Raw genomic sequence first — 16,531 nt, 5'->3', positions numbered from 1 at the left:
AACGTGGGACCCAAGACATTCCGGAGGAATGGATGGGTTCCGCTTTTTGCAGGGTGTGGAATGTAAGAAAAGGATTCTTATTCGCTTACGATTTGAAAGTAGTTTCCGTCTTTCCATTTTTCGTATCGCGACCAGTTGATCTTCTTGCCTACCGGGACGTAGGGATACTCTTGGTGTTTAATTTTTATTCCCTGAGCTAAAGAATAAATTCCGGCGGCGAGAGAAATTGCAACGTCCTTTCTTCGTTTCGTCATAAGGATCATGTCTTTTTCCTTATCTATATAACCGATTTCTAAATAAGCTGAGATGGCGTTGATAAAGGTGGGTAACGCATACGTGGAAAGATAAGGTTTGTTGATCGGACCCGGCTCCGGAGAATCTTCATCCCCGCTTCTTTTACGCAGACCGTATTGAACAAATCTCATAAGCTCCGCAGAAGCGTAATGATTGTCTCCTCCGAACCCTTCTCTCCCATCCTCTCTTCTCCAGAGTTCTGGTTCGGCTTTTTCTCTTTCCCAAAATTTTCCTTCTGCGGAAAAACTCTTATGGGATTTTGCGTAAGGACCTTTGCCTCCGACTTTTGCCAATTCTTCCCAACCCGGTAGATCCTTGTATTTCCAAGTAATCATATTCTGCCGATAACCTTCAAATGCGGAAAGATCCGTTTTTTTACCTCGTTTATTCGGCCAATATCCGTGAAAATAAATCCAAGCGTCTGCGACTGCGTTTTCCAAACGAGACCAGCCTTCTTTAAAAATCATCCAATGACTCCAAGGCGAATCGTTGAACTTTTTATCGGCGTATTTACCTTCGGAAATTCCTTTCAGAACGTAAAAAGTTCTGTAAGACGGAGAAAGAACGGCAGCCATTCCCCCCGGATGTTCTTTATAACTAGGATTGAGATGAAGAGAAACGACCAGGTTCGGTTTTTCCTGATTGATAAACGAAATTCTTCCCAGCTTAATCTTTTTCGTTTTTTTATCCGGGTAATCGAAAAGACGATAAGGAGCGTTCGGGTCTTCGCTTGCGGAATATTCTCTTTCCTCCGCGTTTCCGCTTCTCGTCATCACCGAGTCGATCTTAATCCAAGGAATATCCTCGTTGGTAAAGGTCTTCATGTATGATTTGAAAGTTTCAAAACCGTCCTCGGTTCTTGTAAGATCGAGGATCTCTTTTAGTTCTTTAGCAAGTTCTAATACGACGACGCGTTCCTTTCTTCCTCTGGAAGACGCACCTGACTTATAGAGTTCGAGATATTTATCCGAGATGGGATCGTATTTATCTCCGTGATCTTCTTTCGGTTTGAGATCGACGCCCCCGTGTCCGGGATCGATCACTACCTTAAAAGTCTTAACGGGAGATTGGACGGTGGAATCAAGTTCTTCTTTTTTTTCAGGCCCGGCCTCTGCGACCGCGCCCGAGAGAAGAATCGATATAAGAATTATATTTGCAAAGAAGGAAAGTTTTTTCGGTCGCCTCACTATTTTTTCTGCGGATCCTTATTGTCTGAGTTTTCTGAGAACACCATATTTCGATTATCGCTCAGGTCCACTTTATATTTTTCGCGGATATTTTTACTTTCTTCTTCCGCCTTTAGTTTGCTCAGAATGGAAATTCCGTATTCTTTTGCTAAACGGAAATGAATGAGAGAATCCTTATATCTCGAATCCTTCCGCATCCTATCCGCTTGGATCATCTGATAATAGGCGATCTGAAGTTTATGGTGATTGGCGGAGATCTCGCGACTTCTCGCGGAAGCCGAGGGAGTAAGTCCGTTCTGTGTTTGTTCCACGCTTACGATCGTATCCGCACACTCTCCCAAGAGTTGGTCCGTTCTCTTGTTGTATTGATCCGAAAATTTATTATAAAGTTTGTCGACGCTCTCGCTCGTCTCGCGCATCTTTCGTCCCGCGATCACGTATTGTCTTCTATAATAATAATGCAGTGCATCGTTGTATTGTTTCCAGATTGTGTTTAATTCCTCATTGGAACCCTGCACGCTGGATCCGAAGTTTTTTGTCACGGTCGCAAGAGCGTGAATATCGTTTTTTACCTTCTCTTTCACTGAATCCAAAGTTCTTGCATAATGAAATTCTTCCAAATAGTCGCCTTGGTATTTCGGATCGTTCGCGGCGCTCGCGAGTTCGCTCCCCTTTTCGTCTTCTTTAGCCGGTCCGGACTGAGCCGAAATCGAAACCGAAGCAAATAAGAATATGGCGATTGAAACCTGGAAACTTTTTAATGACATGCGAATCTCCTACGCGGAAGTATAGCACAGCGTTTTAAAACGCAACTAGTATTTTTAGAGATTGTTTCCCGACTTCGATCCATTCTTCTCTCGAAAACGAATTTGGAGCAAGCCGTCTCCAGCTGGAAAAAGAGTATAGGAAAGTTCGGAGGCTTTCACTTCCTCCCAAAATTCCCGAACGGCTTTATCCGAAGGAGCCTGTCTTTCCGGATCGAAAATTCTTCCGTGCCAAAGAACGTTATCGAACACAGCGACGTCCGGTCGTAAATTTTTTAGGATACGAAAAATTTCCGGATAAAGGACCTTATCACAATCTATAAAAACGAATTTTCCCTTCCATTCCTCTACGTTATTTTCGTTTGCTTCCTTTAGATACTGAAGGCAATGTGTTTTGAGGAGGTGAATCTCCAAATCGCCGAAGGGATGTTGTTCGAGATAAGAGCGAACCTTTGCGATATAATAGATCTCCCTTTCCAATGAAACGACTTTCGCAATTCTTTTTAATCCGCTCGCCATCCAAAAAAGCGAAATCCCATAACCGGTTCCCAACTCCAAAATTTCTTCCGGCTGTTCGACTTCCACTAAATGTTTGAGGACGGCGCCGGAAGCGGGCGTCAGTACGGGAACTCCTTGGGCGGCGGCGTCCTCTTCCATCCGGTATAAAATCGCAATCGGACGGGGAATCAGTTCCGAATCGATCCTTTCTTCCAGACCTTCCAGAAACACGGAGGTCCCGTATTTTCCCGGAGGACTTCCTTTGCTCATGGGATAAAAAGATGAAATCTGTCTTTTTGATCGTCCGGAATTTTATCCGCCAACACTTTCCTAATATACGGTGTCGGATAACGTTTCGAAAAATGAATTAGGACTATTTTTTCGTTTTTAAAGGAAGAAAGATTTTCAAGAATTTCGTCCAGATGGATATGTCCCCATTCTCGCGCGCGTTCCACGTTTCGTTCCTGATCGATATAAGTACATTCAATAAATAGAATACTTGAATTAGCTACGTCCTCGCTTTCCAATACGTATTCAATCTTCGTATCGCCGGAGAAACTGATCACAGGAATGGAACTCATTTCCGAAACTTCACGATTCTCCTTCAGAACCTTGTTCAACTCGTGTTGCGGAAGAGATTGAAATTCTTTTTTTAGTTTTTTTCTTTTCTCGTAGATCGTATAACCTTGGGAAGGAACACGATGAAACGTTTTATGAGGGGAAAAAAAATGAGTCGGATCCAGATTCACTTTTTCGCCCGGAGCCACCGCTCTCAGATCGTAATTGTACGGGAAGTCTTCGATCTGGGAATACAGATCTAGGATCTTTCTCAGCGGTTCCTCCAAAGCGGGCGGAACAAAAATTTTAGGGGGTTTGAGTTTACGCAGCGATCTTTGAGAAATGTAATACGGAAGTCCCGCAGAATGATCCAAATGAGAATGAGTCAACAGAAGATTGTCGAGGTGGATTCGATTCGGATTTTGCGCGCCAATATCGAACATCAGACTCAAGGAAGGAAGATAGATCGACGTTCGAATCCCGCCTTCCGAAATCCCCTCAAACTGATATTGTTTATGCTGAAACTTGCAATACACTAGGGAATCCTTTCTTCCGGAGCGACCGTCTTGATCGTTTCCTTGATTCCTTTCGTAATATCTTTCGGACCAGTGAGAATCGTCTTGACTCCGGAACTTACGAAGTATTTTTTTCCGACCCTTTTGAGATCGGAAAGAGTGACTGCCTGAATTTTATCCCGATAGTTTTTTAAATAATCCGAAGACATGTTGTGTTCTCGGAAACGAAGAGTGTTGTGAAGGATTCCCATCTTATCGGCGAACTGAAATATAAATCGATTTACGATCGATTGTTTTGCTGTTTCGAGTTCCTGTTCGGTGATCTTAGAAATCGTCTCTTCGCTTAATATTTCCCTCATCAGATCGTAAACTTCCTTGGTCGTGGAAGTTTTCGTCTGAGTCGTGAAATAAACGACTCCGTAATCCTTTTCAAAATACGTAGCGCTGCTGGAGGAATACGCAAGGCCTCGGTCCGAGCGGATCTTTTGCATAAAATAAGAACTAAAACCTCCGCCGCCGACGATGTAATTCACGAGTTGAATCGCGTAAAAATCCGGATCCCGGTGCGGCGGAAGAATTCCGGCCATAAGAACGAGGCTCTGAGTCGCGTCCTTCTCCACGCTTAAAATCTGATAGGGAAGAGAATCGAAATTCTTCTTTAAACTTTGCGTGCTCACGAGAAGTTTTTTGTCCTCTCTTACGACCGCTCGATCCGGAAGCAAAGAAGCGATCAAAGGTTCCGCTTCCTTTTTTTCCAAGTCTCCGGTAAGCAGAACCGCTCTCCAAGAAACGGAAACTACGTTGTCGAAATAATCTTTGAGATCGGAGGAATTGATTTTAGAAAGAGAATCCAACTCGGCGCTTTTACCGAGGACCGTCCCTTTGTAGACCAACTCCGCCGTTTTACGATAAGCGATATCGGGAAGTTTATCGTTTCTACGTTTGATCGCTTCCTCGAGTTTTAATTTAGCGACCGAAAAACCCTCTTCGTTTAACAAAGGATTGGAAATAAATTCTTTCAAAAGAGGAAGAATTTCTTTTTCAAATCGTGAAAGATAAGAGACCGTCAAAACGATTTTGTCCGAATTGGCGTCCGTATCGAGTTTGGCTCCGTAACCTTCTAGGGTTTCGATAAATTTGCTTCCGGGCGCGGAAGCGGTTCCGCTGTGTTTCCATGCTTCCACGAAGAGTTCGGGGATTTCGGGCCGCAACTCCGGGTTTGAAAGAATACCGGAATAGATATGAATTTCAAGATTTCGAAGCGGAAATTCCTCTCCGGGTAAAAAGAGAACCTCGGTTCCTTTTCCGGAAGAAAAAGTCTGCACCTCCGGAAACTCGAAACTCAAGGGAGGGATTTTTACGTTTTTAACGAAATCGCCCGGCGCCGAAGAAATCGGAGAAACGAACGCGATCGACACGAGCAGGAAATAGTATAATTTTTGAATATAAGGTTTCATGAATTTGTTTTGGTTAGAGTCCTATTTTCCCGAAATTTTTGTTTCTTTGACCGGAGGATTGAGGTCGGCGATCGTTCTGTTTTCGAGAACGAAATATTTGCGCGCCACCCTCTGCACGTCTTCGGGAGTGACTGCGTCCAACTCTTCGTATCCTCTCAGGAGTTCCTTCCAATCGCCGTAGAGGAGCTGAAAGAGGGAAAGAACGTCCGCGAGTTTTCCATTGTCGTCCAGACCTCTCAGATAACTTCCGAGGATTTGATTTTTGATTCGGAAGAGTTCCTCCTCCGTGATAGGTTCGGTTTTTAGACGATCCAATTCTTCTTGGACCACATTCTCCACCTTTCTCTGATCCGCGTTTTGGTTGTTCGTGATATAGATCGAAAATAGGTTGGAAAGCCGATCCCCCGGATCCCCGTTCCAACAGGAAACTCCCTGAGCAATCTGTTCCTCTAAGACCAACCTTTTAAAAAGGCGTCCCGATTCTCCTTCCGCGAGAAGAGTGTCGATGATTCCGAAGACCGCGTCGTCCGGATGAGGGAATGTCGGTTTATTGAATCCGATAATTTTCGAAGGATTACTCGGATGAGTCACCGAAACGAACTTAGGCCCCGCAAATCCTGCGTCCGGAATTTTTTTCGGAGGAACCGGTTTTCCCTTTTTCAAATCTCCGAAATAAGTCCTGAGAATCGTCTCCGTCTTTTCGAAGTCCAAAGATCCTACGACCGCAATCACCATTCTCTGAGGATCGTAGTAATTCTTAAAAAAGTTTTGAGTTTTCTCGAGATCTAAAAACCCGAGATTTTTTTCGTAACCGATGACCGGCATCCGATACGGATGATCTTCCGGGAACGCCGCGTCCATATATTTTTCGCGAAGAATTCCCATACCTCTGTTTTCCACGCGCATTCTTCTTTCTTCCAAGACGACTTCCCTTTCCGTATAATATTCTCTTAATATAGGATCTTTGAGCCGATCGGATTCCAGTTTGGCCCAGATCTCCAATCGATTTGCGGGAAGAAGAATCTGATAGTTCGTAACGTCGTTCGATGTGTAAGCGTTGAAGCCGACACCTCCGTTTCGAGAATAAATATAATTGTCTTCGTTGGAGACCACAAACTTACGATGCAATTCAAGAAGAACGGCGAAACGTTTTCGTAGTGTTTCGATTCGATTCTTAAATTCCGCCGAAGGTTCTTCCCCCTTCGCTTTCATCTCCGCTTCTTGGATGCGAAGTTCGTCCAAACGTTTTCCCCAGACCGCGATTTGATCCAGATAAGGTTTTTCTTTTTCGAAGTTTGTGGTTCCGATATTTTTCGTTCCCTTAAAGAGCATGTGCTCCAAGAGATGAGCCGTTCCCGCGATCTCGGGAGTTTCATCGGCGGAGCCCACTAAAAATTTGGAATAGACCGCGATCGTGGGAGAATCTTCCCGCTTCATCATAAGAACTCTCAATCCGTTTTCCATCTGAAAGGTTCTCGTTTTTTCTTCTAAGGACTTTTTGAGTCCGGAGAAAACGGAGCCGTCCGCGAAAATAGATCCGAAGGAAACGAAGAGACAGATTCCAAAAATCAAACGAGGTTTAAGGATCGGTTTTTTGAAACTCATGCTTACAGTCTTTCCTCTTCGGGACCTGGTGTCCAGAAGTTCACCAAAAAATCCTGCTTCCTTTTACTCCCGAATTCGAAATGATTGTCTCATGCGGTCTTACCATTTGTTTTTAGGAATCGCGATTCTATTCTTCTTTTCCTGCGTTCCCGCGGATCCGGAATACAGACAGAAGGTTTTGGAAAACGTCAAGGACACGGGTTTTATTTCCCGAGAATTTTTTCAGATTCTTGTCAAGGTCCCTCTTCCATCCAAAGACGCCGGAATTCAAGAACTTCGAAACCAGTGCAGAAAGGTCGCGGAAACAAAAAGGGACGAGATGGCGGTTTCGATTCTGATTACCGAAATAAGAGAGAGCGATCGGCTTTTCGGATCAATCCAACCGGATCTTGCAAACAACAACACGAACCCGACTCTTCCTTCTCAAATCACGAATACAACTTCGGTCAGCACGACTCCCGGAGGAGTCGCCGTCTCAGGCTCTTCTACTAACTCGACGACTCAGTCTTCCAATCCTTACGGTCCCTCGACAGGCCCTTCCGCGAATCCCGATCCCAAGGCGGCGGAAAGAGAAAAGGAAAAGGCAAAACTTTTAAACCAAGATGTTTTGGTTTATAGAGGAGCCTTTGCTTGGTTCTTAAATTCCATGTTTCTTTTTCGAGAAGACTACAGCGACCCCGCGAATTGTACTTTCATTTATAGAAATATTCAGAAAGATTTGTATGCGAACGTTATGCGAAAGGGAATTCAACCGATCTCTAAACAAGAAAAACCGGAGGCTCCACAATGAGACTTGTTTTTTTCTGCATTCTATTATCGATTCTATTTTTCATCGAATGTTCCTCCGGGGCGAAAAAGCCGGTTGAAAATGGAAAGGAAGAATCCACAACGACGACCGTCCAAGAAGAATCGAACGCAAACTCCGCAGATGAATACATCAAAGCCGCAGAAGGATTTATCAACGGCGACACGTTTCAAGTCGTAATCTCTTCTTTGGAAGGAAGTCACGAAAACGCGCAGGACCTGGCCCGAAAAAGAGCGGTCAATCTATTGATCGCGGAAAAAGGGGAAACGTTCCGTTCCTCCGATAAGATCGTAATCAAAGAATTGGTCGATTCCAAAGGAAAGATCGTCAAGTCTTCCGGTTCCATTCAAGGAAAGACATACTTTCTGTTTCAGGTCAATTCACCGGGTTTAAAGTCCTCTCTGAAAAGATAAGAATCTGTTTCTCAAAGCCTATGAAAGTAGGAACTCATACTTTTTTGGAAACAGAAAACATCCAAAATCTTCAGGAAAGACGGGTCCTCGGCAATTTGTAGGAACTCATACAAGCGTTTCAATTTTACAAAGACGTTTTTTTGGACTTGTGTGTTTTGTATAATCTTGCCCGCAAATCGGAAAGTTATTAGGATCAAGGATTCAAAGGAGAATTTTTGTAGGAGTTCCCACATACAAGGCTTTGTACTTGCAAAAAAGTTAATTCTCTGATAGAGGAAAGTCTCCCGACTTTTTCCCGCGGACCCGCCTCCACCACCCAATCAGGGTGGGGCCCGCGACTTTCACGGGGATGGTCGGAACTCCGACAGCTTTTTCTTAAGAATCAATCCGACTTGTAGTTTAAGATTCCGGGCAGTGGGCCATGTTCTAAGTTTTCTCGAAACGTTACTCGCAGTCGGACTTAAAGTCCGACCGTAGAACATTCCTCCATAAACTGTATAAAAAGAATCGTCCTTAAATTTTATCCATTTCATATTTCTCCTTTTTAAGATCGACAATCAAAAACGGTTAAGAATTTTATGTTTCTTTTATGAACTTTCAGGTCGACGGTAATTTAGGAAAAATACTTTTCTGGATTTCAATTTTAGCGTCACTGAACTGCGTTACGCGTTGCAATTGCGAAACGGATTTCAGTCGTTTCCCTCCAAACATCAAAAACGATATATGTAACGAACCCGATCCTATGATCGAAGTTCTCATCGCGTTAGCCTCCGATTATCGAAATTTCAGAATGCAAGCTCCCGCGAATCGAGGAAATCTAAACGTTCGCATACAAAAAAATGAATTCACCCTTAAGGCCGGTGAAACGTCTGAGAGATTCGGAATCGAAGCGGTTCAAGGAGTTTACAAAATAATTAGCGATACGGAAGGGACTTTATTGGATCGAACCGACTTCGACTTTTCCAAATCGATCCGCGACGGAATTATCGTACGAAACGAATTCACGTTAGAAACAAATCGTTGTTATCTCTTGGACGGCGTCTCGGGAAACGCAGTCGAAAAGGATTGCGCCAACTTTTAAGAGAAGTTTAAACCCGCCGCGCATTCGAGGAGACTTTGTATTAAAAAACCTCGATCCGATTCGATCGAAATTGACGAGAATCGCCCGAATGAGATGCATTGTCTTGCTATGAATATCGATCTACAACCGATCCTAAAGGACGAACTGATAACTCTCCGACCCGTCCGGGAGAGCGACTTTGACGAACTTTATAGGGCCGCTTCCGACCCGCTTATCTGGGAACAACATCCCAGCAGGGAACGGTTTCTTAAGGAAAATTTCACTCCTTACTTTCGAGAAGCCGTGGAATGGAAAAGCGGTTTCGTAGTGATCAATAACAAAACCGGTCGGTTGATCGGAAATACGCGGTATTACGATCTCGATCTTTCGGAACGTTCGGTTGCAATCGGATATACTTTCCTTGCAAGGGAATATTGGGGCGGACTCTTCAACAAATCGATGAAATCCCTACTCATAAATCACTGCTTTCAGAACGGAATCGGGTCCGTCCTATTTCATATCGGAGTCGGTAATAAAAGATCGCAGAAGGCTTTGGAAAAATTGGGAGGAGAAAGAATCCGTTCTATCGAAAGAGAAGGACAACCCTACTTCGAATACGAAATCACATGCGAAAAATGGAATTTTCGAAAGAATGAATCCATTTCTTTTGTTCAAAAGAAAACGAACCAGGACTTGTAAGAGGAGAGACTATCCCTAAGACCCCGGCTGTGTAAACGTAACATCCGTCTTCCGAAATAATCTCACGTACAAAATTCTATCCGGTTCGAAACAAAACAGGAACCGAACCGCGTCGCACCAATGGTTGAATAGGACGACGCGACTCTACGTACTTGGAAACGATTACTGGATCATTTCCACTTGTTGAATTTTTCCCGGAATACAGATATTTTTATCGAAGTTGCAGTAATAGATTTTCCCGTGGATTTCCAAATCGCCTTTTCCGGTAACCGTAAGTTGAATCGGATCAACCGAGGATAGGTATTCCTTTTTCTTTTCGGAAGTTTTGCCTTTGACCGTTAGGTTTGCCTTCTCCACCTTCACACCTTTTCCGGCATTGAGAAGAATCTTATGAGGAGCGTCTTTCTGAATTCCGTAATTCGAAGGGTGAACGATTTTTAAAAGATAAGAATTTCCAAAACTCTTCTCCAGTTTGAATTTCACCGGACTTTCCTCTTCGGCAAAGACCCCAAAGGAGATACAACTTACGAGAACGCATACGAGAACTTTATTTTTCATACTAGTTTGACCAATCTTCCCGAGGATTTGTTTCAGAAAAGAATTCTTCGACTCTTTCTATTTAGACATACGAGAAGGAGACCTGTTGCTCCCATTTCTTAAGAAATTCTTAGAATTTATAGGGATTGAGTTAGATTTGAAATTGACTGATCGATTCCGGCTTGCCGAAGATCCTTTCCAAATCCACAGAAAAATCCTTGAGAAGAACGGATGAGATGGACCCGGAAGTCGCCGAAACAATCAGTTGAAAACCGGATTCTCCATTGGAAAAAATTTCTATCGATCTTTCCATAGGATCCAAGATCCAATATTCCTTAACTCCGTGCCTTTCATAGAGTTTCTTCTTTGTCTTGAGGTCGTGATACGCGTTTCCTTCGGAGAGAATTTCCGCAACCCAATCGGGCGCGCCTTCCACTCTGGTTCTCTGAATGATCGAACTTCGTTCCTTTGAAATAAAAATCAGGTCTGGTTGAACGACATTATGCTCATCGAGAAAGACGTCGATGGGAGAAGCAAGGGTAATCCCGTTTTGATTTTTTCGGGTAAACTGCATTAAATAAAAATGAAGTTCACCTGAAATCCTTTGATGCTCGGGAATCGGAGCTGGAACCATAAATATTTCACCATCCAAAAGCTCCGCCAAGGTTCCTTCCGGAAGTTTGGCCAGATCTTTATCCGTTTTGTTTTCGGTCATTGGCATAGTGAGAACTCATTCAGAGATGGGTTTGAAACCGGAACAGTTCAACCTCTTTTAGAAATCAGATTTTGTATCAATCGGAATCGAATGTCAACTGAATCTTGGAAAGCCGTCGGAGTCGGGAAGAATTTCGAGAAACTTTTTCTTTCGCGTTCCATCCTTCGTTTCCTTACCACACGAACTTTCATTGGGAGGAAAGTCTGAACAAGAACTTCCTTTCTCGTTTTCAAAACAAAAGGAATCCTATTTCAAAAGAAGAAATTCGAATCCGATCGTTCTTCAAAGGAACACAAAAAAAAGAATTGGACTCGGTTGCGTTTTCAGAAAAGAAAATCCAGGAAAGTGCTCATTGGATGAGGCAAACGATCGAAAGGAAGGGTTGATTCACCTTGGGTAAGAAACGGGATTCTCGTCCGAAAGAAAACCGCGGTCTTTGGAAACGAAGACCGCTAAAAAGAAATTTATTTGTAGTTCGTAAACTGAACGTCGAAAGGAAGATCGGAAGTTTTCAAAAGGTGAATCACTTCCTGCAAGTCGTCCTTTTTCTTTCCGACGACACGAACGGATTCTCCCATGATGGTTACGTTGACTTTGAGTTTGGAATCCTTGATCAGCCTTGTGACTTCCTTGGTTTGTTCCTTTTCCATTCCCTTTCTGATCTTGACTTTCATACGAACGGTTCCGCCGGTCGCAGGTTCGATCTTGGATTTGAAATCGAAATTTTTAAGACCGATTCCGCGTTTCGCCATCTTGGAAACCAAAACGTCGATTACACTTTCTAACTTCCCTTCGTTATCCGAAGTAAGAATCAATTGCTCCTCTTCGAGCTGGATATCGGACTTAGAACCTTTAAAATCAAAACGATTCTTAATTTCTCCCATGGCCTGAGTGACCGCGTTGATCAATTCGGGTCTGCTGATTTCGGAAACTACGTCAAAGGATGGATCGCTCATACTCTTTCTCCGCTTAAGATTTGTTTTGCTTCGTCGACTGCGGCGGCGATCGAAGAATCGAGGTTTTGTATTTCTTTACCTCCGCCTTGTGCCATGTCCGGTTTACCTCCGCCTTTTCCGCCTAACGCCGTACAGGCGGCTTTCACGAGATTCCCGCAATGAATTCCTTTGGAAGTGAGTTCGGGAGAACAGGTGATTACTACACTCGCGCTTTCGGGGCCTTTGCTTCCGAGAATTACGAGAAGATTTTTTTCTCTCACCTTGAGATTGTCCGAAAGTCCTTTCAGAGAACTCGGATCCTTGTCTTCAAAAATCGCCGAAAGAATTTTTCCGGCGCCCGTATCGATCGCGGAAGTAAAGACGGATTCGATCACGGAAGAATTGTTTTCGAAGTCTCTGGATTCGAAGGACTTTTTCGCTTTTAGAAAGAGAGAAGTATTTTCTTCGATCTTCGCGGCAATCGTTTCGGAAAGGTCTCGGAAGAATGTGACGGCGGTGGCGCCTTCTTTTTCGAGTTTTTCCCGGATTTCCGTGGGACCCGGGATTTCACTGGCGATCCAAAGATTCTTCCCTTCGTCGCCTAACTCCGATTTGATTTTGAGATTTAGATTTTGAACGGTTTCCGTAAGTTCAGCGAAACGATTTTGAAACGTCTCGATCACCGCGGGACCGCAGACCCCTTCGATGCGGCGATTTCCCGCTCCCGGAGAAGATTCTTTTTTGATAAAGAAGAATCCGATCTCGCCGGTGTGCGTAACATGTGTTCCTCCGCAGAATTCCACGGAAGCGTCTCCCATCTGAACGACTCTGACCTTGTCCCCGTATTTTTCGCCGAAGGTCGCGACTGCGCCCGTTTTCTTTGCTTCGTCGATCGCAAGTTCTTTGGTCTCTACTCCGAAGTCTTTGCGTATCGATTCGTTGACCCAGGATTCTATCTTTCGGATTTCGTCGTGAGTCAAAGCGGAAGGATGTGAAAAATCGAATCTCAGATATTCGGGAGAAACGATCGAACCTTTTTGAAGGACGTGATCTCCGAGTAAATTACGAAGCGCGCCGTTTAAGAGGTGGGTTCCGGAATGGTGAAAACGAAGTCTTTCTCTTCGAAGTTGTTCGACTTCCGCATCGAGTTCTTGACTGACGGAGAATTCTCCGCTCAAAACTTCCCCGAAATGGATGATGACGTCGTTTTCCTTTTGTGTGTCGAGAACCTTGAAGACGTTCTTTCCGTTTCGTAAAAATCCGGTATCGCCAACCTGTCCGCCGCCTTCCGGATAAAAAGGAGTTTTGTTTAGAACGACCGCGCCGGCCTGACCTTCTTTGAGAACGGATGTCGGTTTATTATCATAGAATAAATGTGTAATATTCCCTTTTTCTGATATGGAAGAATAACCGAGAAACTCCGTCTTTTCCACGTTGAGTCCGGTCATCAAGGAAACCTTGTGGACCTTCCAGGATTCTCTGGAGAATTGTCTGTCCTTTTCCAATTCTTCTTGAAAACCGATTTTGTCAAAGGAGAGGCCGTGTTCCGCTACGATCTCTTCGGTCATCTCTGCAGGAAAGCCGTAGGTTCCGTAGAGAAGGAACGCATCCGTTCCGGAGAAAAAGGATTGAGCGGAGGATTTTGTCTTTTGAACGAGGGTTTCGATTTTTTCAAGACCGAGTTCGAGAGTTTTGTGAAAGAGTTCCTCTTCCGCGAGAATCGTTTTTTTGAGAGAAGCCGCGTTTTTTGCGAGTTCCGGGTAACGGACCTTGTAGATTTCGATGACCTTATCCACGAGTTTGTAGAGAAAGGGTTCGTTGAAATTCAACTTTCTTCCGAAAAGAGTCGCACGACGGATCAAACGACGAATAACGTAGCCCCGACCTGTTCTGTCCGGATAGATTCCGTCTCCGATCGAAAAGAGAACCGAGCGAATATGATCGGTCACAACACGAAAAGCGGTTTTGTTTTCGGAAGAATACTTGAGACCGGATAATTCTTCGTAAAAGGAAATGATTTTACGAAGTTCGTCGGTATCGTAAACGGAATCCACGTTTTGCAGCAACAAGGCGACACGTTCAAGTCCGGATCCGGTATCGATCCCGGTTTGTTTGAGAGGATGGAGATTTCCTTCCGTGTCCTGGTTGAATTGGTTGAAAACTATATTCCAAAATTCTAAAAAACGATCGCAATCGCATCCGGGTTTGCAGGTTCCGCTGGTCGCGCAGTCGGGTCCGCCCTTTTCGATTCCTCGATCCAAGTAGAGTTCCGAGCAAGGACCGCAGGCACCGCTGTCTCCGGCAGGTCCCCAGAAATTGTCTTTTTTTCCGAGGCGCGTTATGCGCTCTTTCGGAATGCCTTTGGAAAGCCAGATCTTTTCGGCTTCGTCGTCGTCTGTGTAAACTGTGACCCAGATCTTTTCCTTATCAAATCCTAAGTGATTGACCGAACAATCGAGCGCGTATTCAATCGCTTCCTCTTTGAAATAATCTCCGAAGCTGAAATTTCCGAGCATTTCGAAGAAAGTACAATGTCTTTCGGTCCGTCCTACGACTTCGAGGTCGGTAGTCCGCAAGCATTTCTGACAAGAGGTCGCTCTTGTATAAGGGAGTTCTACTGCGCCTGTAAAAAAGGGTTTGAACTGAACCATTCCCGCGGTCGTGAAAAGAAGCGTAGGATCTCCGGCCGGAAGAAGGGAAGAAGAAGGAACTACGGAATGGGACTTATCTTTGAAATAGTTTAAAAAGATTTCTCTGATTTCCGATACAGATTTTGGTTTCATGATACCTCTAAAATCAAAAAATGCCTGAAGCTCTCGGACGAAAGAGATTCAGGCATTTCAAAAAACGAAATGAAAAGAAAAAGAAACTTAACGTTTGGAGAACTGTGTTCCTCTTCTCGCTTTGTGAAGACCGTATTTCTTTCTTTCCACCATTCTTGGATCCCGAGTAAGGAATCCTTCCTTTTTGACTGCGGGACGGAACTCCGGTTTGATTCTGCAGATCGCTCTAGCGAGTGCATGACGAATCGCACCGACTTGTCCGGTGATACCCCCGCCTGTAACGTTTAAGTTGAGATCGAACTTATCGGAAACATTCAGGAGAGTGAGAGGACGAATCGCCTCGTCGATGATGGATTTGCGGTTTTGAAGATATTCTTTGATATCTTTGTGGTTTACGGTGATTTTACCGGAACCTTCTTTGATTTTTACGCGGGCTACGGAGGTTTTTCTTCTTCCTACTGCCCAAATTTCTTTTGCTGCGGGTGCCATTCTTAAATCGGTCTCCTTAGATTTCCAGTTTCACAGGCTTTTGTGCCTGGAGGTTGTGTTCCGCACCCGGAAAAATTTTACAGTGGGTGAGCATTTTGTCTCCGAGTTTGCTCTTAGGAAGCATTCCCTTAACGGCCTCGTAGATGATCTTTTCCGGTTGTTTTGCAATGAGATCCTTGAAAGTAGTTTCGGTCATCCCACCTGGATAACGAGAGTGATGATAATACTTCTTTTGAGTTTCTTTGCTTCCGGTAACTTTCACTTTGGAAGCATTGATCACAATGATGTTGTCTCCACAATCTTGGTTTGGAGTAAAAGTCGCTTTGTGTTTCCCGCGAAGTCTGGCGGCGATCCCGGAGACAAGTCTTCCGAGGGTTTTTCCTTCCGCATCCACTACGAACCAGCCTTTTACGGCGTTTTCTTTCGTAAGAGAAGGAGTTTTATGTGCTTTTGATAATACTGACATGAAAAATCGTCCTGTAGGTGCCAGAATTTCGTTCTGACCCCCAAAGTCAAGAAAAAAGAGCCAAAGTACCGGAAAGGAGCCGTTTTAGAGCAACGCCTCTTCTTAGTTTTCAACTGATTTGTGTGAGTTCCTACTTTTTGCGGAACCTTAGAAAGAGAAGAAATCTCCTTTTTCAAATTTTGGCGATTCGCTCGCAGAACTTCCCTAAAAAAGGCTCGCGACTGCGCTTTCTGCTCCAATTCCTTCGGAATTTCCGCGTCAATCGCGATCACAGGATTTTTTTTGAAAGAAAACTTCTTCTGAGAAAAACTCGGAAAAAAAGTATGAGTTCCTACTTTTCAGAAAAGAGGCGGACTTTTCTGAGATCCAAAGCGGGGAGTTCCCACATTCGATTGGATTTTCAAAAAGTGCAAACATTTCCACGAAGGATGCAAAAAGTAGGAACTCTCACATTTCTTCGAATCGTGAATTCCTTTCCCAAATTCGAATTCTCAGATCAAAAGTCGGAACCATGCGAAGTCTGGAAAGGAGATTCAGAAATTTCTCACTTCCGTTCGTTGAACTAAAGCGCCTCTGCTTCCTATGGGTCGCAGCGGCCTCTCACTTCCGTTCGTTGAACTCAGCGCCTCTGCTTCCTATGGGTCGCAGCGGCCTCTCACTTCCGTTCGTTGAACTCAGCGCCTCTGCTTCCTATGGGTCGCAGCGGCCTCTCACTTCCGTTCGTTGAACTCAGTGCCTCTGCTTCCTATGG

Annotated in this window: 16 protein-coding genes; 4 read left to right on the top strand and 12 right to left on the bottom strand. The window is 44.3% G+C overall.

Annotation, left to right across the window (positions count from 1 at the left end):
• Window positions 1–77: 77 nt before the first annotated feature.
• Genes CH376_RS21385 through CH376_RS21360 form a run of 6 tightly spaced genes read right to left on the bottom strand, consistent with a single transcriptional unit; the run spans window position 78 to window position 6,878 of the window.
• On the bottom strand, window positions 78–1,445 hold the full coding sequence (locus CH376_RS21385) for an N-acetylmuramoyl-L-alanine amidase CwlD (RefSeq protein WP_243394734.1): 1,368 nt from the start codon (window positions 1,443–1,445) through the stop codon (window positions 78–80).
• Between the two features lie 35 nt (window positions 1,446–1,480).
• Complete coding sequence (locus tag CH376_RS21380; RefSeq protein ID WP_100785831.1) at window positions 1,481–2,248, bottom strand: hypothetical protein; 768 nt, start codon at window positions 2,246–2,248, stop codon at window positions 1,481–1,483.
• A 54-nt stretch (window positions 2,249–2,302) separates the two neighbouring features.
• Window positions 2,303–3,013: an O-methyltransferase gene (locus tag CH376_RS21375; protein WP_100785830.1), complete on the bottom strand. Its 711-nt coding sequence runs from the start codon at window positions 3,011–3,013 to the stop codon at window positions 2,303–2,305.
• Window positions 3,010–3,837 carry an MBL fold metallo-hydrolase gene (locus CH376_RS21370; RefSeq protein WP_100785829.1) on the bottom strand — a complete coding sequence of 276 codons (828 nt, stop codon included), beginning with the start codon at window positions 3,835–3,837 and terminating at the stop codon, window positions 3,010–3,012. Before CH376_RS21370 ends, CH376_RS21375 begins: the two co-directional genes overlap by 4 nt.
• Window positions 3,837–5,273 carry a M16 family metallopeptidase gene (locus CH376_RS21365; RefSeq protein ID WP_100785828.1) on the bottom strand — a complete coding sequence of 479 codons (1,437 nt, stop codon included), beginning with the start codon at window positions 5,271–5,273 and terminating at the stop codon, window positions 3,837–3,839. Before CH376_RS21365 ends, CH376_RS21370 begins: the two co-directional genes overlap by 1 nt.
• A 21-nt stretch (window positions 5,274–5,294) precedes the next feature.
• Window positions 5,295–6,878, bottom strand: coding sequence for a M16 family metallopeptidase (locus tag CH376_RS21360; protein ID WP_100785827.1), 1,584 nt, complete (start codon window positions 6,876–6,878; stop codon window positions 5,295–5,297).
• Window positions 6,879–6,906: 28 nt separating this feature from the next.
• Here CH376_RS21360 and CH376_RS21355 point away from each other — a divergent pair, with 28 nt between their 5' ends.
• The 4 genes from CH376_RS21355 (at window position 6,907) to CH376_RS21335 (ending at window position 9,855) form a co-directional block, all read left to right on the top strand.
• Entirely contained in the window at window positions 6,907–7,668 is a 762-nt protein-coding gene (locus CH376_RS21355; protein WP_100785847.1) for a hypothetical protein, read from the top strand.
• Window positions 7,665–8,096: a lipoprotein gene (locus tag CH376_RS21350; RefSeq protein WP_100785826.1), complete on the top strand. Its 432-nt coding sequence runs from the start codon at window positions 7,665–7,667 to the stop codon at window positions 8,094–8,096. The genes CH376_RS21355 and CH376_RS21350 overlap by 4 nt, the downstream gene beginning before the upstream one ends.
• Before the next feature lie 589 nt (window positions 8,097–8,685).
• Window positions 8,686–9,177 (top strand): hypothetical protein, encoded by a 492-nt coding sequence (locus tag CH376_RS21340; RefSeq protein WP_100785824.1) that lies wholly within the window; start codon window positions 8,686–8,688, stop codon window positions 9,175–9,177.
• A 108-nt stretch (window positions 9,178–9,285) separates the two neighbouring features.
• On the top strand, window positions 9,286–9,855 hold the full coding sequence (locus CH376_RS21335; protein WP_165781759.1) for a GNAT family N-acetyltransferase: 570 nt from the start codon (window positions 9,286–9,288) through the stop codon (window positions 9,853–9,855).
• A gap of 162 nt (window positions 9,856–10,017) precedes the next feature.
• Here CH376_RS21335 and mpl17 read toward each other — a convergent pair whose 3' ends face one another.
• The 6 genes from mpl17 to rplM all read right to left on the bottom strand — a co-directional run bounded on the left by mpl17 (window position 10,018) and on the right by rplM (window position 15,780).
• Window positions 10,018–10,413: a cell surface protein MPL17 gene (gene mpl17 / locus CH376_RS21330; RefSeq protein ID WP_100785822.1), complete on the bottom strand. Its 396-nt coding sequence runs from the start codon at window positions 10,411–10,413 to the stop codon at window positions 10,018–10,020.
• Window positions 10,414–10,543: 130 nt separating this feature from the next.
• Window positions 10,544–11,113, bottom strand: coding sequence for a Uma2 family endonuclease (locus CH376_RS21325; protein ID WP_100785821.1), 570 nt, complete (start codon window positions 11,111–11,113; stop codon window positions 10,544–10,546).
• Window positions 11,114–11,571: 458 nt separating this feature from the next.
• Complete coding sequence (locus CH376_RS21315; RefSeq protein WP_100785819.1) at window positions 11,572–12,063, bottom strand: YajQ family cyclic di-GMP-binding protein; 492 nt, start codon at window positions 12,061–12,063, stop codon at window positions 11,572–11,574.
• Complete coding sequence (gene alaS / locus CH376_RS21310) at window positions 12,060–14,825, bottom strand: alanine--tRNA ligase (RefSeq protein ID WP_100785818.1); 2,766 nt, start codon at window positions 14,823–14,825, stop codon at window positions 12,060–12,062. Before alaS ends, CH376_RS21315 begins: the two co-directional genes overlap by 4 nt.
• An 87-nt stretch (window positions 14,826–14,912) precedes the next feature.
• Window positions 14,913–15,314, bottom strand: a complete 402-nt coding sequence (gene rpsI, locus CH376_RS21305) for a 30S ribosomal protein S9 (protein ID WP_100785817.1) — start codon at window positions 15,312–15,314, stop codon at window positions 14,913–14,915.
• A 16-nt stretch (window positions 15,315–15,330) separates the two neighbouring features.
• Window positions 15,331–15,780, bottom strand: coding sequence for a 50S ribosomal protein L13 (gene rplM / locus CH376_RS21300; protein ID WP_100785816.1), 450 nt, complete (start codon window positions 15,778–15,780; stop codon window positions 15,331–15,333).
• Window positions 15,781–16,531 lie beyond the last annotated feature (751 nt).

It is taken from the genome of Leptospira adleri, from assembly GCF_002811985.1.
In the GTDB taxonomy this organism is placed as follows: domain Bacteria; phylum Spirochaetota; class Leptospiria; order Leptospirales; family Leptospiraceae; genus Leptospira; species Leptospira adleri.
This window is presented reverse-complemented; position numbering and strand designations above follow the sequence as displayed.